General features: G+C 34.2%; 21 protein-coding genes. 16 read left to right on the top strand and 5 right to left on the bottom strand.

What is annotated here, in order from left to right; translation table 11 throughout:
* Positions 1-26 precede the first annotated feature (26 nt).
* Positions 27-1,760: a biosynthetic-type acetolactate synthase large subunit gene (gene ilvB / locus CDH49_RS04940; RefSeq protein ID WP_100614264.1), complete on the bottom strand. Its 1,734-nt coding sequence runs from the start codon at positions 1,758-1,760 to the stop codon at positions 27-29.
* 49 nt (positions 1,761-1,809) lie between these two features.
* Positions 1,810-3,495 carry a dihydroxy-acid dehydratase gene (gene ilvD / locus CDH49_RS04935; RefSeq protein WP_100614497.1) on the bottom strand — a complete coding sequence of 562 codons (1,686 nt, stop codon included), beginning with the start codon at positions 3,493-3,495 and terminating at the stop codon, positions 1,810-1,812.
* 621 nt (positions 3,496-4,116) lie between these two features.
* On the opposite strand from ilvD, the gene metK reads away from it, so the two are divergent.
* The 7 genes from metK (at position 4,117) to CDH49_RS04900 (ending at position 12,645) form a co-directional block, all read left to right on the top strand.
* A complete protein-coding gene (gene metK, locus CDH49_RS04930) occupies positions 4,117-5,370 on the top strand; it encodes a methionine adenosyltransferase (protein WP_100614263.1) in 1,254 nt (417 codons plus the stop codon).
* A gap of 147 nt (positions 5,371-5,517) precedes the next feature.
* Entirely contained in the window at positions 5,518-8,169 is a 2,652-nt protein-coding gene (locus CDH49_RS04925; protein WP_100614262.1) for a beta-mannosidase, read from the top strand.
* Positions 8,170-8,206: 37 nt separating this feature from the next.
* On the top strand, positions 8,207-8,689 hold the full coding sequence (locus tag CDH49_RS04920) for a CIA30 family protein (protein ID WP_100614261.1): 483 nt from the start codon (positions 8,207-8,209) through the stop codon (positions 8,687-8,689).
* A gap of 34 nt (positions 8,690-8,723) precedes the next feature.
* A complete protein-coding gene (gene ttcA, locus CDH49_RS04915; RefSeq protein ID WP_100614260.1) occupies positions 8,724-9,518 on the top strand; it encodes a tRNA 2-thiocytidine(32) synthetase TtcA in 795 nt (264 codons plus the stop codon).
* A 537-nt stretch (positions 9,519-10,055) separates the two neighbouring features.
* A complete protein-coding gene (locus CDH49_RS04910; protein WP_100614259.1) occupies positions 10,056-11,543 on the top strand; it encodes a PAS domain-containing sensor histidine kinase in 1,488 nt (495 codons plus the stop codon).
* A complete protein-coding gene (locus CDH49_RS04905; RefSeq protein ID WP_100614258.1) occupies positions 11,540-11,938 on the top strand; it encodes a response regulator in 399 nt (132 codons plus the stop codon). Before CDH49_RS04910 ends, CDH49_RS04905 begins: the two co-directional genes overlap by 4 nt.
* 311 nt (positions 11,939-12,249) lie before the next feature.
* On the top strand, positions 12,250-12,645 hold the full coding sequence (locus CDH49_RS04900) for a hypothetical protein (RefSeq protein WP_100614257.1): 396 nt from the start codon (positions 12,250-12,252) through the stop codon (positions 12,643-12,645).
* 21 nt (positions 12,646-12,666) lie between these two features.
* Here the strand turns inward: CDH49_RS04900 and CDH49_RS04895 are convergent, their stop codons facing one another.
* Complete coding sequence (locus tag CDH49_RS04895; protein WP_100614256.1) at positions 12,667-15,300, bottom strand: valine--tRNA ligase; 2,634 nt, start codon at positions 15,298-15,300, stop codon at positions 12,667-12,669.
* Between the two features lie 288 nt (positions 15,301-15,588).
* On the opposite strand from CDH49_RS04895, the gene CDH49_RS04890 reads away from it, so the two are divergent.
* On the top strand, positions 15,589-16,014 hold the full coding sequence (locus CDH49_RS04890; RefSeq protein WP_100614255.1) for a DUF1573 domain-containing protein: 426 nt from the start codon (positions 15,589-15,591) through the stop codon (positions 16,012-16,014).
* 50 nt (positions 16,015-16,064) lie between these two features.
* On the opposite strand, the gene CDH49_RS04885 is transcribed toward CDH49_RS04890, so the two are convergent.
* Positions 16,065-17,393 (bottom strand): aspartyl protease family protein, encoded by a 1,329-nt coding sequence (locus tag CDH49_RS04885; protein WP_100614254.1) that lies wholly within the window; start codon positions 17,391-17,393, stop codon positions 16,065-16,067.
* A 124-nt stretch (positions 17,394-17,517) separates the two neighbouring features.
* Between CDH49_RS04885 and CDH49_RS04880 the strand changes: the two genes are divergently transcribed.
* From CDH49_RS04880 to CDH49_RS04865, 4 genes are all read left to right on the top strand, one after another.
* Positions 17,518-18,708, top strand: a complete 1,191-nt coding sequence (locus tag CDH49_RS04880; RefSeq protein WP_100614253.1) for a pyridoxal phosphate-dependent aminotransferase — start codon at positions 17,518-17,520, stop codon at positions 18,706-18,708.
* Positions 18,708-19,721, top strand: coding sequence for a UDP-N-acetylmuramate dehydrogenase (gene murB / locus CDH49_RS04875; RefSeq protein ID WP_100614252.1), 1,014 nt, complete (start codon positions 18,708-18,710; stop codon positions 19,719-19,721). Before CDH49_RS04880 ends, murB begins: the two co-directional genes overlap by 1 nt.
* 65 nt (positions 19,722-19,786) lie before the next feature.
* Positions 19,787-20,317, top strand: a complete 531-nt coding sequence (locus CDH49_RS04870) for an RNA polymerase sigma factor (RefSeq protein ID WP_100614251.1) — start codon at positions 19,787-19,789, stop codon at positions 20,315-20,317.
* A gap of 11 nt (positions 20,318-20,328) precedes the next feature.
* Entirely contained in the window at positions 20,329-21,117 is a 789-nt protein-coding gene (locus tag CDH49_RS04865; protein WP_100614250.1) for an anti-sigma factor, read from the top strand.
* A gap of 76 nt (positions 21,118-21,193) precedes the next feature.
* On the opposite strand, the gene aqpZ is transcribed toward CDH49_RS04865, so the two are convergent.
* Positions 21,194-21,880 (bottom strand): aquaporin Z, encoded by a 687-nt coding sequence (aqpZ, locus tag CDH49_RS04860; protein ID WP_100614249.1) that lies wholly within the window; start codon positions 21,878-21,880, stop codon positions 21,194-21,196.
* Between the two features lie 141 nt (positions 21,881-22,021).
* Between aqpZ and CDH49_RS04855 the strand changes: the two genes are divergently transcribed.
* Genes CDH49_RS04855 through CDH49_RS04840 form a run of 4 tightly spaced genes read left to right on the top strand, consistent with a single transcriptional unit; the run spans position 22,022 to position 25,094 of the window.
* Positions 22,022-22,228 (top strand): membrane or secreted protein, encoded by a 207-nt coding sequence (locus CDH49_RS04855; RefSeq protein ID WP_100614248.1) that lies wholly within the window; start codon positions 22,022-22,024, stop codon positions 22,226-22,228.
* A 3-nt stretch (positions 22,229-22,231) separates the two neighbouring features.
* Complete coding sequence (locus CDH49_RS04850; protein ID WP_100614247.1) at positions 22,232-23,344, top strand: glycosyltransferase; 1,113 nt, start codon at positions 22,232-22,234, stop codon at positions 23,342-23,344.
* Complete coding sequence (locus CDH49_RS04845; RefSeq protein ID WP_100614246.1) at positions 23,335-23,883, top strand: RNA polymerase sigma factor; 549 nt, start codon at positions 23,335-23,337, stop codon at positions 23,881-23,883. The genes CDH49_RS04850 and CDH49_RS04845 overlap by 10 nt, the downstream gene beginning before the upstream one ends.
* Positions 23,880-25,094: an Nramp family divalent metal transporter gene (locus tag CDH49_RS04840; protein WP_100614245.1), complete on the top strand. Its 1,215-nt coding sequence runs from the start codon at positions 23,880-23,882 to the stop codon at positions 25,092-25,094. The genes CDH49_RS04845 and CDH49_RS04840 overlap by 4 nt, the downstream gene beginning before the upstream one ends.
* Positions 25,095-25,131: the final 37 nt, after the last annotated feature.

Below are 25,131 nucleotides of genomic sequence, written 5' to 3'. Positions count from 1 at the left end.
TTTTATCTCTACTCTTGTTTCTTCATTTAGCTTAAACGGATGTCTGAAACAGAGGCTCCCGATGGTATCATTGGAAACACATTGTCTTCCTTCTCTACACAAACCTCTAGGAAATATGCATCTTTTGATGCAATCATTTCTTTTACGGCAGCAGCCAATTCGTCTCTTTTTGTGACGCGTTTACCTTCAATATAATAGCCTTTAGCAATGGTCACAAAATCTGGATTTGTCATTTCTGTCGACGCATATCTTTTATCAAAAAACAACTGTTGCCATTGACGTACCATCCCTAAAAATTCATTGTTCAAAACTACGATTTTTACCGGTACTTTATTCTGGAAAATGGTTCCAAGTTCTTGAATGGTCATTTGATAACCACCGTCTCCTATTATGGCAACCACTTCCCTATCTGGTGCAGCCATTTTAGCACCAATTGCCGCAGGAAGCGCAAATCCCATGGTTCCTAATCCGCCAGAAGTGATATTACTTTTAGTGATATTGAATTCCGAATAACGGCACGCAATCATTTGATGTTGACCAACATCAGACACAATAGCGGCATTTCCTTTCGTATTTATATTTATCTCTTTTAATACTTCTCCCATGGTTAGACCATCTTTTGTTGGAGAAATATCATCTTTTATGATTTTTTCAAATTCAATGGCGTATAAATCCTTAAATTTTTGATGCCATTCACTATGTGTATTTGTATTCAACAAAGGCAACAATGCTGTAAGACTTAATTTAGCATCACCCAAAACAGCCACATCCGTTTTTACATTTTTATCAACCTCTGCTGGATCAATTTCAAAATGGATAACCTTAGCTTGTTTTGCGTAGGTATTTAAATTCCCAGTAACACGGTCGTCAAAACGCATACCAATAGCAATGAGCACATCACATTCATTAGTTAATACATTTGGCGCATAATTACCATGCATACCAACCATTCCTACATTTAAAGGATGTGATGTTGGTATTGCCGAAGCACCAAGAATTGTCCATGCAGATGGAATACCCGTTTTTTCGACAACAGCTTTTAATTGCTCTTCAGCTTTACCTAATATAATACCTTGACCCCAAACAATAAATGGTTTTTTTGCATTGTTAATTAACTCTGCTGCTTTAGCGACGGCCTCTAAATCTGTATCTGGAACCGGCTTATAACTTCTTACACCTTTGCATTTTTCATATTTAAAATCCAGTTCCCCAAATTGGGCATCTTTAGTAATATCTATCAAAACAGGCCCTGGTCTTCCGCTTTTTGCGATGTAGAAAGCTTTAGCTATAACTTCCGGTATTTCTGAAGCCTTAGTGACTTGACAGTTCCATTTTGTAACTGGCGTAGAAATACCCACAATATCCGTTTCCTGAAAAGCATCACTTCCTAGTAAATGGGACGCTACTTGACCTGTAATACAAACCAAAGGCGTGGAATCTATCTGCGCATCGGCAATGCCCGTTACTAAATTGGTAGCCCCAGGACCCGATGTCGCCATAGCAACACCTACTCTACCAGAAATACGTGCATAACCTTGCGCGGCATGTGCCGCACCTTGCTCGTGACGTGTTAAAATATGGCTTATTTGATCTTTGAACTTGTATAGTTCATCATACACTGGCATGATAGCACCGCCGGGATACCCATAAAGGATATCAACACCTTCTGCTATTAAACATCTAATAATAGCTTCACTACCTGTGATTCGTTCTGTTTTTTCAGTCACGTTTTGTGTTTTATTTGCTGTTTCTGTTTTCATACTCATTATATTGAGATTTCCACCTTTGCGGAAATGAAAAAATTTCTATTTAGAATGCATCAGTTACACAACCTTTTGAAGCGGATGCTACTGATTTTGCATACTTATACAATATCCCTTTATTATGCTTTAACGCTGGCTCCACCCATTTAGCTTTTCTTTCAGCTAATTCCTCTTCAGAAATCAATACGTTGATTGAATTATCTTCTGCGCTAATTTTAATTTTATCGCCCGTTTTTAGCAATGCTATGGCTCCACCAGACTGTGCTTCAGGAGTGATATGCCCCACTACAAAACCGTGTGTACCACCAGAAAAACGGCCATCAGTTATTAAGGCAACCGACTTTCCTAAACCTGCACCCATAATGAGTGACGTTGGTTTTAACATTTCTGGCATCCCAGGACCACCTTTTGGTCCAACATATCTAATGACGACGACATCTCCTTTTTCCACTTCACCATTTGAAATCCCTGTATTGGCAGCTTGTTCTCCATCATAAACAACCGCTTTTCCTTCAAACACCAATCCTTCGTTTCCTGATATTTTTGCAACCGCACCTTCAGTCGCTAAATTACCGTAAAGAATTTGTAAGTTTCCTGAGGATTTTAAGGCTCTATCTTTTGGGTAAATAACATCTTGATCATTTTCAAACTTCAGCGGCTCCACGTCTTTTAAGTTTTCAGCCAATGTTTTTCCTGTCACGGTCATACAATCACTATGTAAATAACCATTGTCCAGTAAATATTTCATGACGGCAGGTGTTCCACCAATACCGTGAACATCTTCCATTAAATATTTTCCGCTAGGTTTTAAATCCGCTATCAAAGGCGTTCTATCGCTAACACGTTGAAAATCCTCTAATGTAAACTCAATATCCGCAGCATGAGCAATCGCTAAGAAATGCAACACGGCATTTGTAGATCCACCAAGAGCGTTTACAAGTGCTATGGCATTTTCAATGGATTTTTTAGAAATGATATCCAATGGTTTTAAATCCAATTCCAAAAGATTTTTAATAGCGATGGCCGTTCTTTCGCTTTCTGATAGTTTATTCGGATTTTCAGCAGGAATAGACGAATTATATGGCAATGCAAAACCCATACATTCTATCGCAGATGCCATGGTATTAGCCGTGTACATACCGCCGCATGCTCCCGCACCAGGAATGGCACTTTTTATAATTTCTTTATACTCTTCTTCACCAATTTCACCTGCTACTTTTTGTCCTAAAGCCTCAAAAGCTGAAACGATATTTAATTTTCTCCCTTTATATTTACCTGAAGCGATGGTGCCACCGTACATCATTATGGAAGGTCGATTTAAACGCAACATAGCCATAACTGCTCCTGGCATATTTTTATCGCAACCTACCACAGATATTAACGCATCATAACTTTGGGCATTCATAACTGTTTCAATGGAGTCTGCAATAATATCTCTAGAAACTAAAGAATAATTCATCCCAGAAGTTCCCATAGAAATGCCATCACTAACACCAATAGTATTAAATCCTAACCCAACTAAACCAGCTATTTTACACTCGATTTTGACTTCAGCTGCCAAACCATTTAAGTGCATATTGCACGGATTTCCATCATATCCCGTACTGGCAATGCCCACTTGAGCTTTATGCATATCCTCATCTGACAAACCCACAGCATATAACATGGCTTGGGATGCTGGTTGAGACTCATCTTGTGTTAATCTTTTACTATGTTTATTAAGTTCTTTCATATAATTTATAGACATTTAAGCTCTATAATTGGTTAATTACTAATATGCTAATTTTTTAAGAATTTATTTAAAAATTCAATAATCATTTAAAATGAGTTCCAAAATTAAATCTTTACAGCTGCAATATAATGATTCACAACGATACTCGGTTAAATTCACAGCTATTAAAAACCATTTAAAACATTTACAATCAAGTTTTTAGTTCAATTTTTTTATGATGTCCAATCTTAAAAAATTCTTCATAAAAAAACCTTCCGTTTTAGGGAAGGCCGTTAATTTATATCTTTATTAAATACGCTCCCTATCGTTGTGAAATAATCACAATGACGATGACATAAACTATATTTAAAATTTGTTTTTTCATTTTGTTGAACAAAGATTTCAATTTAAAAATAAATAACCTAATCTTTTTTATAAAAAATCAAAATCAATTTGCTTTTCCTTTTATTTTTTTACTTTTGCAAACATAAATCACAGAGGAAAGATTTGACTGATTGCAACCTCTTTTGATCTGAATTTAATTCCAGAGATACTGAAACAAGTTCAGCACAATCAAAAATGCTAAAGGCAGTGAAAACTCCCTTCGACGTTATCGTCAAATCTCCTTATAATATATAATAAATGGCATATTTATTTACTTCGGAAAGTGTATCTGAAGGACATCCAGATAAGGTAGCAGATCAGATTAGTGATGCTTTAATCGATAATTTTTTGGCGTTCGACAAAGACTCAAAAGTAGCTTGCGAAACTTTAGTAACCACTGGGCAAGTAGTGCTTGCTGGCGAGGTAAAATCCCATACCTATTTAGATGTTCAAAAAATCGCTAGAGATACCATTAACAAGATTGGTTATACAAAAGGCGAATACATGTTTGATGGTAATTCTTGTGGTGTGTTTTCAGCAATACATGAGCAATCTGACGATATCAATCGTGGTGTTGATAGAGCTACTAAAGAGCAACAAGGTGCGGGAGATCAAGGAATGATGTTTGGTTATGCCACCAGCGAAACTGAAAACTATATGCCTTTGGCATTGGATCTATCACACAGAATATTGATTGAACTTGCCGCATTGCGCAGAGAAAATAAAGAGATTACTTATTTAAGACCGGATTCCAAAAGTCAGGTAACTATTGAATACAGTGATGATAATATTCCGCAACGTATAGATGCGATTGTTTTATCAACACAACACGACGATTTTGCAGATGATGATACCATGCTTGCAAAAATTAGAAAAGATATTGTTGGTATTTTAATTCCACGGGTAAAAACTAAATTACCGCAAAATCTCCAAGACTTATTTAATGACCACATAACTTATCACATAAACCCAACCGGAAAGTTTGTGATTGGTGGGCCTCATGGCGATACAGGTTTAACTGGTCGTAAAATTATTGTGGATACTTATGGTGGAAAAGGTGCTCATGGCGGAGGTGCGTTTTCTGGAAAAGACCCAAGTAAAGTGGATAGAAGTGCAGCGTATGCCACTCGTCATATTGCTAAAAACTTGGTTGCCGCTGGTGTTGCCGATGAAATTTTAGTGCAAGTAAGTTATGCCATTGGCGTGGTAGAGCCTATGGGAATTTTTATTAATACATACGGCACTTGTCCATTTAACATGACCGATGGGGAAATTGCGAAAATCGTTTCCAAAATATTTGATATGCGTCCATTTGCTATTGAAGAACGTTTAAAACTACGTTCTCCAATATATAGTGAAACCGCTGCTTACGGACACATGGGACGTAAAAATGAAACTGTTACCAAAACATTCACACAACCTACTGGCGAATCTATAACTTTAGAGGTAGAATTGTTCACCTGGGAAAAATTAGATTATGTAGATAAAGTAAAAGCCGCTTTTGGTTTATAAAAACAACTTTTAAAAATGTAATTAAGACTGCCATAATACGCAGTCTTTTTTGTTTATTTGAATTTGAACAAATTTTCAATTACTTTCGTTTGCCTGCTTATATAAAACCATCTAAAACTAACCACATGGGCATTAAAAAATTATGCAATGCATAAATTCATAAATTATGGACTACTTTCACTTTTAATCATCCTATGCATATTGAGTTGTAAAGTTTCTTCGGTTTCAGAGATTAAATTAGATAAGGATTGGAGTTTTAAAAATTCCCAAGATACCTTATGGAATCAAGCAAACGTTCCCGGCACGGTTCATACAGATTTACTTTCTCTCGAAAAAATAGAAGACCCATACTATCGCCTAAATGAGCATGATTTACAATGGATAGATAAAACCGATTGGCATTACCAAACCACGTTCAATCTAAGTAAAAAAGATATTTCAAAACAACATATTGAATTAGATTTTTCGGGACTCGACACGTATAGCAAAATATATTTAAATGATTCTTTATTCCTTGAAACAGATAATATGTTTCTCCATTACAGCGTTGATGCCAAGCCATTTCTAAAGGAAGGAGACAATCTATTACAAATCCATTTTGAATCTCCAATCAATAAAGGTGTTGAAAAACATGATGCTTTGGGTTATAAACTTCCTTTATCTGATAACGACCTTGCTAAAATAGGACAAGTGCAAGGCGAAAAACATGTCAGTCCGTTTACCAGAAAAGCAGGCTATCATTTTGGATGGGATTGGGGCCCTCGACTGGTGACATCGGGTATTTGGAAACCCATAACATTAAGAAGTTGGAACCATCTTAAAATTGAAGACGTTTTTATCCAACAAAATAATATTGCTGAAAAAGCCAACATGACCGCTGTTGTTGAAGTCGATGCTACAGGCAAGAGCAATAAGGCAAAAGCGGAAATATTCATAAATGGCGAGTCCATAAAAACGGTTAATTTAGAATTAACCAATGGCAAAAATAATCTCAGCATTCCTTTTGAGATTGAAAACCCGCAATTATGGTGGCCCAACGGCATGGGCGAGCAAAATTTATACACTGTTGAAGTAAAACTGACTTCCAACGACTATGAAGATTCCAAATCGCATAAAATAGGATTAAGAACCATCGAATTAATTAGGGAACCCGATGCATTTGGCACCTCGTTTTACTTTAAAGTCAATGGTCATCCTGTGTTTATGAAAGGTGCCAATTATATTCCTCAAGATGTATTTCTAACCCGAGCCAAAAAAGAGAATTACGAACATATCCTATCTTCTGCGAAAGCTGCCAATATGAATATGATACGCGTTTGGGGCGGTGGTATTTATGAGAATGATGCGTTTTACGAACTCTGCGACGAGATGGGACTCTTGGTTTGGCAAGATTTCATGTTCGCTTGTTCTATGTACCCTGACGACTCACAATTTTTAGAAAATGTAAAAAAAGAGGCCATAGATAATGTTAAAAGGCTAAGAAACCACACGTCTATTGCGCTTTGGTGCGGGAATAATGAAGCACTCATCGCTTGGGAAAGTTGGGGTTGGAAAGATAAAATAACCAGAGAACAATCCAAAGACATCGCTAATACCATTTGGAATACGTACGAAACTATTTTCCACAAAATATTGTCAGAAGTAGTTACTGATTATGATTCGGCGCGTCCTTATTGGCCATCGTCGCCGGGCAGTGATATTGGTGGAAAAGAATCGCATGACAAAGGAGACGCACATTATTGGATGGTTTGGTGGGGCAAAGAACCTTTTGAAAAATACAACACGGCCATACCCCGTTTTATGTCTGAATACGGTTTTCAGTCGTTTCCTGAATTTTCGTCGGTAGAAAAATATACCATTCCAGAAGACCACAATATTTATTCCGATGTTATGAAATCGCACCAACGCTCAAGCATTGGCAATGAAACTATTGAAGATTATATGCTTCGTTACTACAAAAGCCCTAAGGATTTTGCGAGTTTTCTGTATGTAAGTCAGTTGTTGCAATCCTACGGTGTACAAGTTGGTATTGAAGCGCACAGAAGGAACAGAGACCGTTGCATGGGCAGTTTGTACTGGCAGATTAACGACTGCTGGCCTGTGGCATCATGGTCTAGCATCGATTATTATGGCAAATGGAAAGCCTTGCATTACACCGCAAAAAAATCCTTTGAAAACTTTTTAATCAGTTTTGAAGATAAAGGGGAACATCTTGATGTATTCGTAGTTTCAGATTCGCTAAAGCCCATTAGCGCTACATTAAAAATCAGTGCCATTGATTTTGAAGGCAATCTTTTGAAGCAACAGCAAGAAACTATTGAAGTTAAAGAAAATCAATCGAAAAAATATATCAGCTTATTAAAGAACAATTTTTTAACCGCTGTAGATTCTACCAAGGTGTTGCTGAAAGCGGAATTATTGAATACTGAGGACAATACGATAATTACAGAAAACATAGTGTATTTATCGGCATTTAAAAACCTAAACCTGCCAAAACCCGAATTAACATATTCTACAACAGAAGCTAACGATTACTTTATAGTTACCTTAAAAACCAAAAAACTGGCCAAAAATGTTTTTTTAGCTTCTGGTTCAAGTCATAATTTTTCTGATAATTATTTTGATATGTTACCAAATACCGAAAAAACAGTCAGCATTAAAAAAACAGAATCAGAAACTTTGGAAGCGTTTGATGCAAAAATAAAAGTAATTACCTTGGTTGATACTTATAATGATTCTGGAATATCATTATTAAAACAATTTACCAATAGGCTTAAAACGGCTTTTGGTAGTCATTAATATATTTTTCACCTTCGATTAAAATATCAAAACAGTTATGACTTTATTTAATTTTAATTCTGAAAGTGATATTTCTAATTGGAAGATTGTAAACGATATGGTTATGGGTGGCGTTTCTAATGCCAGTATCAACAAAAGTGATTCTGAAACAGGCGTTTTTAAAGGTGATGTGTCCTTGAAAAATAATGGTGGTTTTGCCATGGTTCAGTATAAATTTGACACTATTATGGTGGAGGCTTTTACTGAAACAACTATAAAATTAAGGGGTGATGGTAAAACATATCAATTCCGGATTAAAACACATTTAAACGATAAACATGCTTACATCTTTCCCTTTAAAACTTCTGGAGATTGGGAAAATATAACCATTCCTTTTTCAATGATGCGTCCTGCCTTTCGTGGTAAAAAATTAGACATAGAAAATTATCCGGGAAAACAAATGGCCCTTATTGCTTTTTTAATTGGCAACAAAAAAGAAGAATCTTTTAAACTTGAAATTGATTATATAGGGTTAAAATAATAAACTTAACCATCTAAATATTATTTTTGCAACCATGGAAGCTACAAAACAGGTTACAAAAAAAATACAACGTGCCACCGCTGAAGCCATTGCGCAATTCTCGATGATTGAAGAAGGCGACCGCATTATGGTATGCCTTTCTGGAGGAAAAGACAGCTATACGTTATTGCACATGATGCTTTATTTCCAAAAGGTCGCTCCTATTTCTTTTGACATTATAGCTGTTAATTTAGATCAAAAGCAACCTGGATTTCCTGTAGAAGTATTACCAAGTTACCTGAATGCCTTAGGTGTAAACTATAAAATTATAGAGAAAAATACCTATAAAATTGTGATGGAGAAAACGCCAGAAGGCAAAACCACTTGCAGTTTATGTTCCAGATTACGTCGCGGTACACTTTATGAAGCCGCTCGGGATTTGAAATGCAATAAGTTGGCACTTGGACATCACAAAAATGATATATTGGAAACCTTTTTCCTCAACTTCTTCTTTGCTGGAAAAATGGAAACCATGCCGCCTAAATTTAAGAATGATGCAGGCGATTTAATCATTCTTAGGCCTTTGGCATTTTGTAACGAAAGTGATATTGAAGCGTATGCCAATGTCATGAATTTCCCTATAATACCATGTAATTTGTGTGGTTCACAAGAAAATTTACAACGTAAAAAAGTAAAGCAAATGATAGCCGATTGGGAAACCGAATTCCCAGACCGAAGCACCATTATGATGCATGCGTTGCAAAACGTGTATCCGTCTCATTTGCTAGATCGTAATCTTTATGATTTCAATACGCTTGAAAGTAAGATTGTTGAAGACATTTTAATTTAATTGTTTCTTCTGGAAAGTTTTATTTTATAGTAATTTATACCCTATCTAAACTCAAATTATTGATAATTAAAATAAGACATTAAATGCTTTAGCAATGAAATCTTTCAATTTCTAAAACTCCAAAACCAAATATTTGATTTAACTCCACAATCCCACTATGTAGAGCTAAGCGTTAATCTTATGAGTAAAAGTTTTGTAAAAGTTACATTTTTTACAAAAAACACGTTAAATAAACCTTCCAAAACCTTAATAAATACCAGTCAAATTACAATTTAACCATAGCAATTTTAATGAAGTTATCGTATTCATTTTAGGTTAGTTATAAATTATTCATCCTTATTTCATCTGTTTATTTTGCACCAATTTTAAAAACCTTTCGGTGAAATTTAACCCGTCTGTTTTCTTTTATTGTTGAATTTGTCAGAAAAAAATCATAACTTCGTTTTATGTCTAATTATAATATTAGCTGACGCTTAGTTGATACTTTAGATCTATTTTGCCTTACCTAAAACAAACCAACACTAAATTTAATGGATCATGGAGAAAATAACAGATTACAAATATGCTCTCGATGAATCATCTATCGTAGCAATTACGGATCAAAAAGGAATCATCAACTATGTAAATGATAATTTCTGTAATATATCAAAGTACACTGCCGAAGAGTTAATAGGGCAAGACCATCGAATTATAAATTCCGGATATCATTCCAAAGCGTTTATTAAGGAACTTTGGACGACGATTGCCAACGGTAAAGTATGGAAAGGCGAACTGAAAAATAAGGCAAAAGATGGTACTGTTTATTGGGTGGACACCACGATTGTACCGTTTTTAAATGAGAATAATAAACCATACCAATACGTTGCCATTCGTTCTGACATAACAGATAGAAAAAAAGGAGAAGAAGAACTTAAAAAGATATTAAAGGAAATTTCGGATTATAAGTATGCGCTTGACGAATCAGCTATTGTTGCGATTACCGACCAAAAAGGCATTATTACGCACGTAAATGATAACTTTTGCAAAATCTCAAAATATTCCACCAAAGAATTAATTGGACAAGACCATCGTATTATAAATTCGGGATATCACTCGAAAGAATTTATAAAGGAACTTTGGACAACCATAGCGAAGGGCCGTGTGTGGAAGGGCGAACTTAAAAACAGAGCGAAAGACGGTTCTACCTATTGGGTAGATACTACCATAGTCCCTTTTTTAAATCATGCTGGCAAACCTTACCAATATGTTGCAATTAGATCGGATATTACAGAAAGAAAAAAAGGCGAGGAACAAATCAAGAAGAGTAACGAAAAAGCGATTGAACACGCCCATATATTGGAATTAAAAAATACACAACTTGTTGATTTCTGCAATATTGTTTCCCATAATTTAAGAGCGCCATTGGTAAATATATCCATGTTAGTTGATTATGTAGAACAAAGCCAGGATGAGGATGAACGCAATGAAGTGTTAGGCAAAATAAAACCAGTTGTAAATCATTTAATGGATGTTTTCAATGAATTGGTAGAGTCGATACAAGTGAAACAAGACACTGAAATGAAATCAGACCATATAATTTTGAAAGATTGTTTAGAAAAGGTTTTGATTGGCTTCGAAACACAAATCCAAGAATATGATGCCGATATTCAAATTGACTTAAATCAAGCTTCTACAATTTATTTTCCTCAAAAATATATGGAAAGCATTTTAACAAATTTAATCAGTAACGCGCTTAAGTATAAATCCCCAGACAGGAAACCGATAATTAAAATAGCAACTAAAAAGGAAGCAAATAATGCTGTTATTTTATCGGTAGCCGATAATGGATTGGGGATTGATTTGGTATTACACAAAGATCAAATTTTTAAAATCCGTAAAACATTTCACAGACATCCAGATGCCAAAGGATTTGGTTTGTTTATGACAAAAACCCAAGTTGAAGCTATGAATGGAAAAATTTGGGCGGAGAGCCAACCCGAACAAGGCAGTACTTTTTTTGTAGAATTTAAACCCCAAAACACATGAACCCAATAAAGACCCTAACACTCATTGATGATGATAACATTTTCGTCTTTTTAACAAAAAAAGTTGTCGAGCAAACTAACCTAGTTGACCTTATAAAGGTTTTTGGGAATGGTTTGGATGCTATAAATTTTATAAAGGAAAACAAAGATAATGTTGATGCATTACCTGAAATTATTCTTTTAGACCTTAGCATGCCCATTATGAACGGTTGGCAGTTTCTTGAGGAATTCACAAAACTTAACCCTTTAATAGGAAAAAAGATTACTATTTACATCTGCTCTTCATCTATTTCCCACGATGACATTACACGAGCAAAATCAATTAATGAAGTTTCTGATTATATCATTAAACCTATTACTAAGGATAAGTTAATAGATTTGATTAAAACGCTATAGAAAAACAGCGCGATAATAAAAAAAAATGGATTAGAGTTAGTTGATAAAAGCTCGTTAAAAATTTGTTTTTCACAAAGATTAAACCATCAATTGTTGATTATTTTTTAATTGTTTGCCTTTATCCTAAAAGACTAATAATTTGGTTTACATTTGTTGTTCCAATAACTATCGGAATCATTTCTCTCCGCATAAATCATTCAACCGATTTCATATCATTATAGTTGTAGCAAATAGTAAAAAATGACCTGGCATTTTAAAGGTGTGTCATCTGAAAAACATTAAGAGTAAGAAATTTTAAAAATTAAGAAAACATGAATACAATAAAAACTTTACTAATAGTAGTATCTATTTTAGTTCTCAATTCTTGTGCTACAAGTGCAACATTCCCAATCTCAAACTTAGTACCAGCTGCCGATATTTCTGCGAAGAAAAAAACGGATAGCAATAAAAATATCACACTTGAAATAACAGCTAAAAACTTAGCAAGTCCAGACAGATTAAAGCCATCTGGAAATAATTACAGTGTTTGGATTGTTACAGAGGAACACGGTATTAAAAACGTTGGTCAGTTAATAATTGATAATGCTGAGAAATCAACTTTAAAAACGGTAACACCATTCGACTTTAAAGAATTATTCATAACTGTTGAAAACCAAGGTGATTTAAAATATCCTACTGGAACAGAAGTTTCTAGAACTAGAATTTAAAACACTTAGTATCTGAAAAACTTATTCTAAACTTGCCAAGCTTGTTTTCAAAGTTTCAATTTTAGCTAAGGCATCAGCTTCTTTTTTGCGTTCGTTGGCAATAACCTGTTCTGGTGCGCCTGCAACAAAACGCTCGTTCGATAGTTTATTTTGCACCGATTTTAAAAAACCTTCGGTGTAATTTAACTCGTCCGTTAGTTTTTTAATTTCTTCTTCCACATTTACAGAACCCATAGGCACAAAATATTCATTGGATTTCACCCTAAAGGTTAAAGCGCCATCAACAGCTTCTGAAACATAGTTTATAGCTTCTAGATTTCCGAGCTTAATAATAACATCGTCAAAAGTTGTATGGGCTTTTTCATTATTAATGACTGAAAAAGCGATAGCATCTTTGAAAGCTATGTTTTTTTGTTTTCTAATATTTCGAATGCCTGATATCACTTCCGAAGAAAATTCAAATTCGGCAATAATGGTCTCATTTATCGATTTTGGCGCTGGCCATTTTGAAATAATCAAAGCCTCTTCTGGGGTTCTTTCAGAAATATAATGCCAAATATCTTCCGTTAAAAATGGCATAAATGGATGCATTAATTTTAAGTTGTTTTCAAAAATAGCAATGGCACTTTTAAATGTTTTGGCATCTATTGGCTTTTGGTATTCTGGTTTTATCATTTCTAAAAACCAACCACAAAAATCATCAAAAATCAATTTGTAAATGGCCATTAACGCATCGCTCAATCTGTATTTACTAAAGTGGTCTTCTATCTCTAATAATGCTTTTTGGAACTTAGATTCGTACCAATCAATCGCTATCTTGCTGGAATTTGGTTGCGGAATGGCGTCATCAATTTCCCAACCATCAACCAAACGGTAGGCGTTCCATACTTTATTTCCAAAGCCTTTACCTTGCTGGCAAAGCGATTCGTCAAACAATAAATCGTTACCCGCAGCAGAACTTAATAGCAATCCCACACGAACGCCATCGGCACTGTATTCTTCAATGAGTTTTAAAGCATCAGGCGAATTGCCAAGCGATTTACTCATTTTCCGACGTTGCTTATCACGAACCAATCCTGTTAAATAGACGTTTTCAAAAGGTTTTTCACCTTTATATTCGTAGCCAGCAATTATCATACGAGCGACCCAAAAGAATAAAATATCGGGACCAGTCACTAAATCGTTAGTGGGATAGTAATATTTTATGTCTTTATTTTCTGGATGTCTAATGCCATCAAACACACTAATCGGCCATAGCCATGAACTAAACCAAGTATCTAAGGCATCGGTATCCTGTGTTAAGTTGTTTGTTGTTAGTTGTTGGTTTTTTGTTTTTTGTTTTGCTAATTTTAAAGCGTCCTCTATAGTTTCGGCTACTACAAAATCTTCTTTTCCATCGCCATAATAATAGGCTGGAATTTGTTGTCCCCACAATAACTGACGAGAAATATTCCAATCGCGGATATTTTCCATCCAATGACGGTAAGTATTTTCAAATTTCTTAGGAAATAATTTAATTTCAGCCTCTTCACCTAAAACTGCTTTTATGGCAGGTTTTACCAAATCTTCCATTTTCAAAAACCACTGATCTGACAATCTCGGTTCTATGACTGCTTTTGTTCTTTCAGAAGTTCCTACTTTATTAATATGACTTTCCGTTTTAACCAAAAAGCCTTTATCTTCCAATTCTTTGGTAATCTCTTTTCTAACTACAAATCGGTCCTTCCCTTGGTAATGCAATCCGAAACTATTAAGAGACGCATCATCATTAAAAATATCAACAACGTCTAGATTATGCTTATCTCCTAGGTTTTTATCATTTTCATCATGCGCTGGAGTTACTTTTAGACATCCCGTACCAAATTCCATATCTACATAATCGTCTTCAATAATGGGGATGACACGATTACAAATGGGCACAATGGCTTTTTTACCTTTTAAATGTATAAATCGTTCATCATTGGGGTTGATACAAATGGCGGTATCACCAAAGATGGTTTCAGGTCTTGTGGTGGCAATGGTCAGCGATTCACTGCTACCTTCAATCTTATATTTTAGATAATATAAATTCCCTTGGCGTTCTTCATAGATGACTTCTTCATCAGACAACGTGGTTTTCGCTTCTGGGTCCCAATTAACCATACGGTAACCTCTGTAAATCAATCCTTTATTAAATAAATCAACAAATACTTTAATAACCGCTTCACTCATATCGTCATCCATCGTGAATTTGGTTCTATCCCAATCACAAGAACATCCTAATTTTTTAAGTTGTTCTAGAATAACGCCGCCGTATTCATGGGTCCATTCCCAAGCGTGTTTTAAAAATTCTTCGCGAGATAAATCGTTTTTATCGATACCCTGTTCTTTAAGCTTGGCTACAACTTTAGCTTCGGTTGCTATCGAAGCATGGTCTGTTCCAGGAACCCAACACGCATTTTTACCTTGTAAACGTGCACGACGAATCAAAACATCTTGAATGGTATTATTTAGCATATGTCCCATGTGCAAAACTCCCGTGACGTTTGGTGGCGGAATAACAATAGTATAAGGTTCTCTTTCGTCTGGTTCTGAATGAAAATAATTATGTTTCATCCAGTAGTTATACCATTTGGTTTCTACCTGATTTGCATCATATTTTGAAGGCATTTGCATACTTTGGAACAGTTTTTGAATATTGATTTGCAAAAATACTTATATTTACTTTCTTGTGAAAGCAGATGATTGGTATTGAATTGAAATTATACTTTTAATGAAAGTTTGATTTCTGAATTGTACAAGTGAACGATTAAAATGTATTTCATCTATTTTTTTTGCGTTTTGCAGAAAAACAAAGTATGTTTACATTGTATTAAATAAATGAAAGAACATAATTACGCTCAAAAGATTGATTAAAAAAAGATTTTTTGACGATGCAAATAAAAAAATTATAAAACTAAACCCATGAAACAATTAATTACAATTTTATTTATCGGATTAATCAGTTTATCCGTAAACGCTCAAGATAAAGTAGCAAAAATCGAATTTAAAACAGATACCATCGACTACGGAACCATTGAAAAAGGCTCTAACGGTGTTCGCGTTTTTGAATTCACAAATACAGGTAATGCGCCATTAATTATTTCTAATGTGACATCTACCTGCGGATGTACTGTGCCAAGTTGGACCAAAGTACCTATCATGCCAAAAGAAACAGGGAAAATTGAGGTTAAATACGATACTAATAGAGTAAACCCAATTAGAAAAACAATAACTGTTATCTCTAATGCAGATACCCCTACTGTAGCATTAAAAATTAAAGGAGATGTAGTAGATGCTAAAGATAGTAGTGTTCTAGAGAAAAAAGATAAAAGCGTTGTACAACAATAATCGCTTATTTTTATAAAACAGAAAAGCCTAAACACATGTTTAGGCTTTTTTTATTTGAATACGTCTTCCAAATTAAATTCATACAGCTTTTCCATACCATTTCTATCAATTTTTAATTTTATACGTTTACCAATGGCATCATAAAACATATGGGTTAAATCCTGTAATGAAAAATTATGGGTAGGTTTGCCATTAATATTTAAAATAATATCGCCAACCATTAGTCCCGCTCGATCAGCTGGAGACCCTTTTCTTAACTCTACAATGGAATATGATGGCTTTAATGATATTTTATATTCGGGATCGAATATCAACCGGTTCTCGTTGGATGCGTCATTTCCAATTTTATTGTCTTTTAAATAATTATCATCAATTTCTTTTACAAACCTGACACCATCGTGAACCAATTCAATACCACTTCTATTGTAAGTAAATTTAGCATTATAATTAGCATTCTTTTTAAGGGTTATTTTACTGTTCCTATAATCCATAATTAAATTAAATCGTTTCAAAATATTACCAGAAACACTTCCATTCCTATCTTTAAATTGTGTAGCTATAGAAATGGAGGCAGCATCTGGAAACGCCACATTTGCGTGTTTAAATTCAAAACGATTCAAAGAAAACGCTTCTATTTTTGATCGCTTTCCATAAACACTTCCACTAAGTCCATGTCCTAAAAAATCCTCAAAATATTTTCCAGTTGTTACAATTCCTAATGAATCATTTTCAAATAGCCACAGCGAATCGCTCCCTCCTGAATCTATAAGAAGTTTTACAGGAATGGTTTTAGTATTTATGGTCACTTTAGCATTTAAATAGGGTTTATTGTTATAAAATTCAAGATCAAATGTTTCACACTTATTACAAATTTTATATTTATAAGCACTTGGTTCGGTTAATTTTAAAAATTTATTTGAATAATTTATTTCTACAATAAGGTCTTTAAAAATATCGTAACCAATAATACCATGAACTGGAATCCCTAGCTTTGGTGTAAAATTCAAGTTATCATTAAAAACAGCATACAAATCTTGATTGAGCTTGATAGCATCACCGATTCTTAAAACATTATTTGTGGATTTTAGGGCCTCAACGGAATCTCCCCCTCCCAACCCCTTTAAAAAAATGGTTTCGGTATTCTTTATTTTTAAAGTATCGGAAACATTTAAAAAATTAAAAATGATGGGTTTGCTTACACCACTATCCAATAAAAATGACAGAGTTACCCCATTAATTTCAACTGGAATTATAATAACGTTATTTATTAAACTGAATTCTATTTTATCAGACCTATGTTTATTTTGAACACTAAACGTGTTTTGCGAATAGTTAACAAAGCATAAAAAACCCACAATAATGCACAGGAATTTCTTCATAAAACAAGAATACAGATTTTAATCTATCAATTTACAAATCTTTACTTTGCGTTGTTGATTTAGAATTAATTTTTAAAAAAACTTTAAGATAATTTTCTCAACTTTGCACCCTAAAATTTTTTTAATGCCAACTATATCCAGAAAAGGGGAGCTTATGCCCCAATCACCTATCCGAAAATTGGTGCCTTATGCAGAACAAGCAGTAAAGGATGGGAAATCTATTTACTATTTAAATATTGGACAACCAGATATTAAAACCCCTGAAGTTGCCCTAAAAGCCGTTAGAGAAAATACAGTTGAAATTTTATCATATTCAAAATCTGAAGGCTCTGAAGTATACAGACAAAAAATCGCGGCGTATTATGAAAAACATGACATATATGTGTCAGAAAAAGATATTGTAGTTACCACTGGCGCCAGCGAAGCATTGCTATTTGTATTTGGAAGCATTATGGATCCTGATGATGAAGTGATAGTTTGCGAACCTTTTTATGCGAATTATATAGCATTTTCAGTGGCCTCTGGTGTTCATGTCGTTCCTATAGTTTCAAAAATTGAGGATAATTTCGCATTACCTTCCATTGAAGCATTTGAAAAACTTATTACTCCAAAAACAAAGGCCATTTTAATTTGTAATCCGGGCAACCCGACAGGTTATTTGTATTCAAAAGAAGAGATACAAAAATTGACAGCGATTGTTAAAAAACATGATTTGTTTTTAATTGCAGATGAAGTGTATCGTGAATTTATATATGATGGCAACGAACATTATTCCATCATGCATGAAGAAGGATTAGACGAGCATGCCATTATGATTGATTCTGTTTCTAAACGCTACAGCATGTGTGGCGCTCGTGTGGGCTGCTTAGTTTCTAAAAATAAAAGCGTCATACAAACCGTTATAAAATTTGCGCAGGCGCGTTTAAGTCCACCAACATATGCACAAATCGCTAGTGAAGCGGCACTAGACACGCCACAAAGTTACTTTGATGATGTGATTGCCGAATATATTGAACGCAGAGACACGTTGATTGCAGAATTGCAAAAAATAGAAGGTATTAAAGTAACCAAACCTAAAGGTGCTTTTTATTGTGTAGCAGAATTACCAATAAAAAACTCCGACCATTTTGCCCAATGGCTTTTGGAGCATTTTGATGTGAATGGCGAAACAGTTATGGTGGCGCCTGCAGGTGGTTTTTATTCCACTCCTGGTCTTGGCTTGAACCAAATAAGAATTGCTTACGTATTGAACAAAGAAAGCTTAATAAAAGCTGTAAATATTATAAAAGAGGCCTTAAAAGTATATAACGATTAGTGCAAATAACCCACAACATATCTTTAAAACCATACAACACATTTGGTATTGACGCCAAAGCAAAACACTTTGTTTCTGTGTCAACTATGGATGAATTAATAAAGGTTTTAGAACTTACTGAATACCCTGAAAAATTAATTTTGGGTGGAGGTAGCAATATGTTACTTACTAAAAATCAAGACTTACTTGTTGTTCACATCAATATAAAAGGTATTTCTGTAGTTTCGGAAGATAGTGACACTGTTTTGGTTAAAGCAAACGCCGGCGAAAATTGGCACGAGTTTGTTTTGTGGTGTATAAACAAAGACTTTGGAGGCATTGAAAACCTGTCATTAATACCAGGCAATGTTGGTTCGGCTCCCATTCAAAATATCGGGGCTTATGGTGTGGAATTAAAAGACACTTTTTTTTCTTGTGAAGCCATCTCTTTAGAAACCAAAAAGATTGAAACTTTTACAAAAGAAGATTGTCATTTCGATTACAGAAACTCAATTTTCAAGCAACACGCAAAAGGTAAATATATTATTAGCAGTGTTACTTTTAAACTTAGCAAGAACAATCATAAGCTTCACATAAATTATGGGACTATTTCGACTCAGCTTGAAGATATGAACATTAGCAACCCTACTATACAGGATATTTCAAAAGCCGTCATTTCTATAAGAACACAAAAACTTCCTAATCCAAAAGACATTGGCAACAGTGGAAGTTTTTTTAAGAACCCAATTATAACAAAATCACATTATATATCGTTATTAGAGAATTTTGAAGATATGCCAAGTTATGCAGTTTCTAATGATGAAGTTAAAGTGCCCGCTGGTTGGCTTATTGAAAAAGCAGGTTTTAAAGGAAAGCGTTTTGGAGATTATGGTGTGCATAAACACCAAGCCTTAGTTCTGGTTAACTATGGAAATGCCAAAGGCGAAGACATATTAAAATTGGCAGAATTAATTCAAAAAACCATTAAAGGCCTTTTTGATATTTCAATTGAAGCTGAAGTAAATATTTTATAATTCAAAAAAAATTCTAAATTTACTTAATTTGCATCGTTTTGAATTATCCATAAAATACATGTATCTTGATATCAACCATTGAAAAAGAAATAGTTAGTTTACTAGAACGCGGGGACAAAAAGGCCATTCATTTGTTGTATGAAAACTACGCAGATGCTTTGTATGGTGTTATTAAAAAAATAATAACTGATGACGATACGGCCCAGGATGTACTTCAAGAAAGCTTTGTTAAAATATGGCGATACTCTAAAAAATATGATGCCACAAAAGCTAAATTATTTACTTGGCTTTATAGAATTGCATACAACACAGCTATTGACAAAGTTAGATCTCTAAAAACCAAAATCGATAACGAAGTCCAAATTGAAACTTCATCCGTATATAAGATAACGTCGAACGAGTTAAATCAAGATGTTCTAGATATTAAGAAACATTTAGATACGCTTGATGAAAAATACCAAATTGTGCTTCATGCGCTCTTTTTTGAGGGCATGACACAGCAAGAAGCCAGTGAAGAACTTGATATTCCGCTGGGTACTATAAAATCGAGATTAAAAATCGGCTTACGTGAACTGAAAAAAATTTACAGCCATTAACTTAAAATGTCATGAATGCAAAAATAACTACTTTTTTAAATTCTGGCCTATTAGATAAATATCTATTGGGAGAGACTACTTCTGCCGAAACTCAAACAGTAGAAACCTATCTTTCAAAATATCCTGAGGTACAGAATGCCTACAATACATTACAATTTAACCTAGAAGTGGTTGCTAAAAGTAATGCTGTTGATGCCCCCAAACACATCTTAGATGCTATTTTAGATGAAATTGACGAAACACCTGTTATCAATTTGAATACTTACAAAAAGTACAAAACTTGGCACAAACTTGGTGTTGCAGCGAGTATTGCCGCTCTAATTTTTGCTGGGTGGTCCTTTTCTCTTTACGATCAAAAAGAAAAATTATCTGAAGAAAATCAGGTAGTTGTTGATGAAATTTTTGATTTAAGAAGCGACATAGAAATGAACAACAAAAAGCTGGACGAAATCATGCGCCAATTCAAACAGCTTAATGATCCTGAGACTTACAAGTATATTATTGAAGGAAACAGTCGTGCAAAAAACTTAAAAACCGTGGCATATATTAATGCTAAAGATAAAACGTCAATGATTGACGTGGTGTCACTTCCTAAATTACCTGAGGAACAATGTTACCAAATATGGGCAGAATTACAAGGTAAAATGGTAAGTTTGGGTATTTTAAGCGAAACAGATAGACAATTGAAAACCATTCCTTATACTGAAAATGCGCTTGGATTAAATATTACCATTGAACCTAAAGGAGGAAACACCGTTGCTTCTTTACAAAACTCGGTAGCCGAAATTACTTTACAATAAATTAGTATTAAAATCCCTCAGTAAAAGCCTCATTTAATTAAATAAATGAGGCTTTTTTATGCTATATACTTTCTCTTTATTCTTTATCGAATAAGGTTTTATGTATAAACCCTGCCACAATAGCACCAACAATAGGCGCTAGCCAAAACAACCAAAGTTGTCCTGTAAAATCTCCACCGGCAAACAATGCCTGACTTGTAGAACGTGCAGGGTTAACCGATGTATTGGTAATGGGAATGCTAATTAAATGAATTAATGTCAAAGCCAAGCCAATGGCAATAGGCGCAAAACCTTTAGGGGCTCTTTCGTTAGTACTTCCTAAAATAACCAATAAGAAAAAAGCCGTCAATACAAACTCAGCTATTAATGCAGACGTCATAGAATAGCCATCGGGAGATAAATCGCCATAACCGTTGGCAGCAAAACCTCCAACATCAACAAAATCTGACTTACCAGATAAAATTAAATACAAGCAACCGGCTGCAGCAATTGCTCCAATTAATTGGGCTATGATGTAGCTTAATAAATCTTTAGCAGGAAATTTTCCACCCGCCCACAAACCAAACGAAACAGCGGGGTTAAAATGTCCGCCTGAAATATGTCCAACAGCATAAGCCATTGTTAATACGGTTAGACCAAAAGCAAGGGCAACGCCTGCAAATCCAATACCAAGATCTGGAAAACCAGCTGCAAAAATAGCACTTCCACAGCCACCGAAAACAAGCCAAAATGTTCCAAAAAATTCTGCAAATAATTTTTTCATAGAATGAATGTTTAGTAGTTAGTATAATAAATGTACGAATAATTATGCGTCGTACATCAAAAAAATGATGCCTCAATAATGATAATTAAAACACTTTATCGATTTATTATTAAAAGCATTATCTTTGCAAAAATTTATATAATGAAACTTCTTTTGATAACATTCCTATTGTTAGGATTGGGAATAGCAGGTATAGCAATAAAAATTTGGGCTAAGAAAGATGGAAAATTTTCTGGTACTTGCGCAAGTCAAAATCCCATGCTAAATAAAAATGGTGAAGCTTGTGGGTTTTGCGGGAAGACACCCGACCAATTTAGCGATTGCAACGAACCTAAACATTCCAAATAATTTATGGCTTTTCTTGATGTTGTATTCTACGCATTTACTGTAGTAGTTTTTATTCAAGTCATATTTTACATATTCTTCTTTGGAAAATTTGCTTTTCTTAAACCAATAAAGAAAAGACCTAATGATATTGAAATCTCCGTTATTATATGTGCAAAAAACGAAGCTGAAAACTTAAAGAACTTTCTACCTTCAATCATTTCACAAGATTATCCTAATTTTGAAATTGTACTCATCAATGATGCTTCATATGACGATACCTTGGAGGTTATGGAAGCTTTTTCAGGAAAACATTCAAACATAAAAATTGTTGATGTAAAAAATACTGAGGCCTTTTGGGGCAATAAAAAATACGCCTTAACCCTTGGCATAAAAGCATCAAAATACAATTATCTTTTATTTACCGATGCCGATTGTAAGCCTGTTTCTAAAAACTGGATTAAAGAAATGAGTGCTCATTTTAACAACGAAAAAAGCATTGTTTTAGGGTATGGTGCTTATTCTAAAATCAAAAAATCCATTTTAAACAAACTCATTCGTTTTGAAACGTTAACTACGGCTATTCATTATTTTTCGTTTGCAAATCAAGGGTTGCCTTATATGGGTGTTGGAAGAAATTTAGCTTATACAAAAGATGAGTTCTTTAAAGCAAACGGATTTATTTCGCATATTAAAGTACGTTCTGGAGATGACGATTTATTTATCAATCAAATAGCATCAAAAACCAATACAGCTATTTGTGTTTCTAACGAAAGCTTTACGGAATCGGTTCCGGAAACCACATTCAAAGATTGGTTCAATCAAAAAAGACGACACATTTCAACGGCAAATTACTATAAACGAAAGCATAAAATTTCATTGGCAATTATTTATATGACCAACTTGTTATTTTGGTTTTTAGCTTTTTTGCTTTTAGTTACATTGCACTATTGGCCAATTGTTCTTGCGTTCTTTTTAATAAAACTTATATTTCAGTATACCATTATTGGAACTTCGGCAAAAAAACTAAATGAAAACGATCTTTTATTGTTAATTCCGTTTTTAGAAATCTTTTTAATTGCATTTCAATTAGCTATCTTTATAAATAATCTTATTTCAAAACCAAACCATTGGAAATAGAAGAAGCCATTGTTCGCGCTAAAAAAAACGACCAGAAAGCATTTAATTTTCTGCTTGATACTTTTTGGGATGACGTTTATGGGTTTCAGTTAAAACGTATTGAAAACGAAAATGACGCCGAGGATATAACCATCCAAACATTTTCTCGCGCTTTTGATAAAATTAATACGTTTGATGATTCATATAAGTTTAAGACATGGCTAATAACCATTTCAAAAAACATCCATATTGATTTGCTTCGGAAGGAAAAAAATTCCATTTCGCAATTCACTTCCAATGATGATAAATCGGTTTATCAAATTTTAGATGAATCGCCTTCACCCGAAGATGAACTCATTACCGAGCAGCATTTAGCAAAATTACTTCGCGACATTAAAAAGCTAAAGCCTCATTATCAGGAAATTATTAACTTGCGCTATTTTCAAGAGTTAAGCTATAAAGAAATATCAGAACAGCTTAAAGAACCCATAAATAATGTGAAAGTAAAACTCTTGAGAGCTAAAAAATTATTGGCTGATGTTATTCAAGATAATCAATGATAACCAAGTTTAAAAACCTTGGACCCGGCTTATTATTTGCTGGCGCAGCAATTGGCGTCTCTCATTTAGTACAATCTACACGTGCGGGAGCCGATTTTGGCTTGGGTTTAATTTGGGCATTGCTTTTAGTAAACATATGTAAATATCCTTTTTTTCAGTTTGGCCCTAGATATTCAACTGCTACAAATGAAAGCTTATTGGATGGTTACAAAAAATTAGGCACATGGGTTTTAATTAGCTATTACATTATAGCCTTTGCTACGATGTTTACTATTCAAACGGCCGTAACAATTGTAACTGCGGGCTTAGCATCAAGTCTATTTGGAAATTTTATTAGTGTAGAAACATGGTCCATCGTTATTCTCACGATTTGTTTTTGTTTATTGATTTTAGGAAAATATAAACTCCTTGATAGATTAATGAAAATTATTGTTGTTACTCTAACAATAAGCACCATCATAGCTGTCATTATAGCGTATATCAATCATTCTGGGAAATTATCTTTAACACAAATACTTCCAAAAAACACTATTGACATCGCTTTTTTAATTGCCTTTATGGGTTGGATGCCCGCCCCTTTAGATGTGTCTGTTTGGCAATCTTTATGGTGTATTGAAAAAAACAACGACACCAAAAAATATACACCTAAGTCTGCTTTATTTGATTTCAATATAGGCTACATAAGCACCATTTTCATTGGTATTGGATTTGTATTACTAGGAGCTTATGTTATGTTTCATAGTGGAGAAACGTTTAGCGATTCTGCTGGAAAGTTTGCCAATCAGCTGATAAATATGTACACCATTAATTTAGGAAGTTGGGCTTATGTAATTATTGGCATTGCCGCTTTTACAACCATGTTCAGCACTACATTAACTACTTTGGATGCATCTCCCAGAGCAATGGCAAGAACTACAGAATTACTCTTCAAAAAAACCTCTATTTTTAGTTATACTTTTTGGATTATTTTATTAGCCATAGGAACCATTATTATTTTACTGTTTTTAGCATCTGGTATGGGTTTATTAATAAAAATTGCAACCATACTCTCTTTCATGACAGCTCCTTTTTTTGCCATTATAAATTACGTTTTAATATCAAGCAAGCACACACCAAAAGAATGGCATCCATCTGTAAAACTGCACATTTTAAGTTGGTTAGGAATCCTCTTTTTAATAGGTTTTAGTCTTTGGTATCTTAGCACTTTATAGTCTCTTTTTAATAGAATACTTCGTATCTTTGTGACTT

The organism is Confluentibacter citreus (genome assembly GCF_002807055.1).
Taxonomy (GTDB): Bacteria; Bacteroidota; Bacteroidia; order Flavobacteriales; family Flavobacteriaceae; genus Confluentibacter; species Confluentibacter citreus.
Note: the sequence above shows the minus strand (reverse complement) of the source record. Positions and strands in the feature narration are given on the sequence as shown.

Coding starts and splice junctions, on each gene's coding strand:
- CDH49_RS04925 (WP_100614262.1), top strand. CDS start 5,518: ATGCATAAATTCATAAATTATGGACTACTTTCACTTTTAATCATCCTA.
- ilvD (WP_100614497.1), bottom strand. CDS start 3,495: ATGAAAGAACTTAATAAACATAGTAAAAGATTAACACAAGATGAGTCT.
- CDH49_RS04890 (WP_100614255.1), top strand. CDS start 15,589: ATGAAACAATTAATTACAATTTTATTTATCGGATTAATCAGTTTATCC.
- CDH49_RS04855 (WP_100614248.1), top strand. CDS start 22,022: ATGAAACTTCTTTTGATAACATTCCTATTGTTAGGATTGGGAATAGCA.
- metK (WP_100614263.1), top strand. CDS start 4,117: ATGGCATATTTATTTACTTCGGAAAGTGTATCTGAAGGACATCCAGAT.
- CDH49_RS04885 (WP_100614254.1), bottom strand. CDS start 17,393: ATGAAGAAATTCCTGTGCATTATTGTGGGTTTTTTATGCTTTGTTAAC.
- aqpZ (WP_100614249.1), bottom strand. CDS start 21,880: ATGAAAAAATTATTTGCAGAATTTTTTGGAACATTTTGGCTTGTTTTC.
- CDH49_RS04840 (WP_100614245.1), top strand. CDS start 23,880: ATGATAACCAAGTTTAAAAACCTTGGACCCGGCTTATTATTTGCTGGC.
- CDH49_RS04905 (WP_100614258.1), top strand. CDS start 11,540: ATGAACCCAATAAAGACCCTAACACTCATTGATGATGATAACATTTTC.
- CDH49_RS04910 (WP_100614259.1), top strand. CDS start 10,056: ATGGAGAAAATAACAGATTACAAATATGCTCTCGATGAATCATCTATC.
- CDH49_RS04900 (WP_100614257.1), top strand. CDS start 12,250: ATGAATACAATAAAAACTTTACTAATAGTAGTATCTATTTTAGTTCTC.
- ilvB (WP_100614264.1), bottom strand. CDS start 1,760: ATGAAAACAGAAACAGCAAATAAAACACAAAACGTGACTGAAAAAACA.
- CDH49_RS04850 (WP_100614247.1), top strand. CDS start 22,232: ATGGCTTTTCTTGATGTTGTATTCTACGCATTTACTGTAGTAGTTTTT.
- ttcA (WP_100614260.1), top strand. CDS start 8,724: ATGGAAGCTACAAAACAGGTTACAAAAAAAATACAACGTGCCACCGCT.
- CDH49_RS04895 (WP_100614256.1), bottom strand. CDS start 15,300: ATGCAAATGCCTTCAAAATATGATGCAAATCAGGTAGAAACCAAATGG.
- CDH49_RS04880 (WP_100614253.1), top strand. CDS start 17,518: ATGCCAACTATATCCAGAAAAGGGGAGCTTATGCCCCAATCACCTATC.
- CDH49_RS04920 (WP_100614261.1), top strand. CDS start 8,207: ATGACTTTATTTAATTTTAATTCTGAAAGTGATATTTCTAATTGGAAG.
- CDH49_RS04865 (WP_100614250.1), top strand. CDS start 20,329: ATGAATGCAAAAATAACTACTTTTTTAAATTCTGGCCTATTAGATAAA.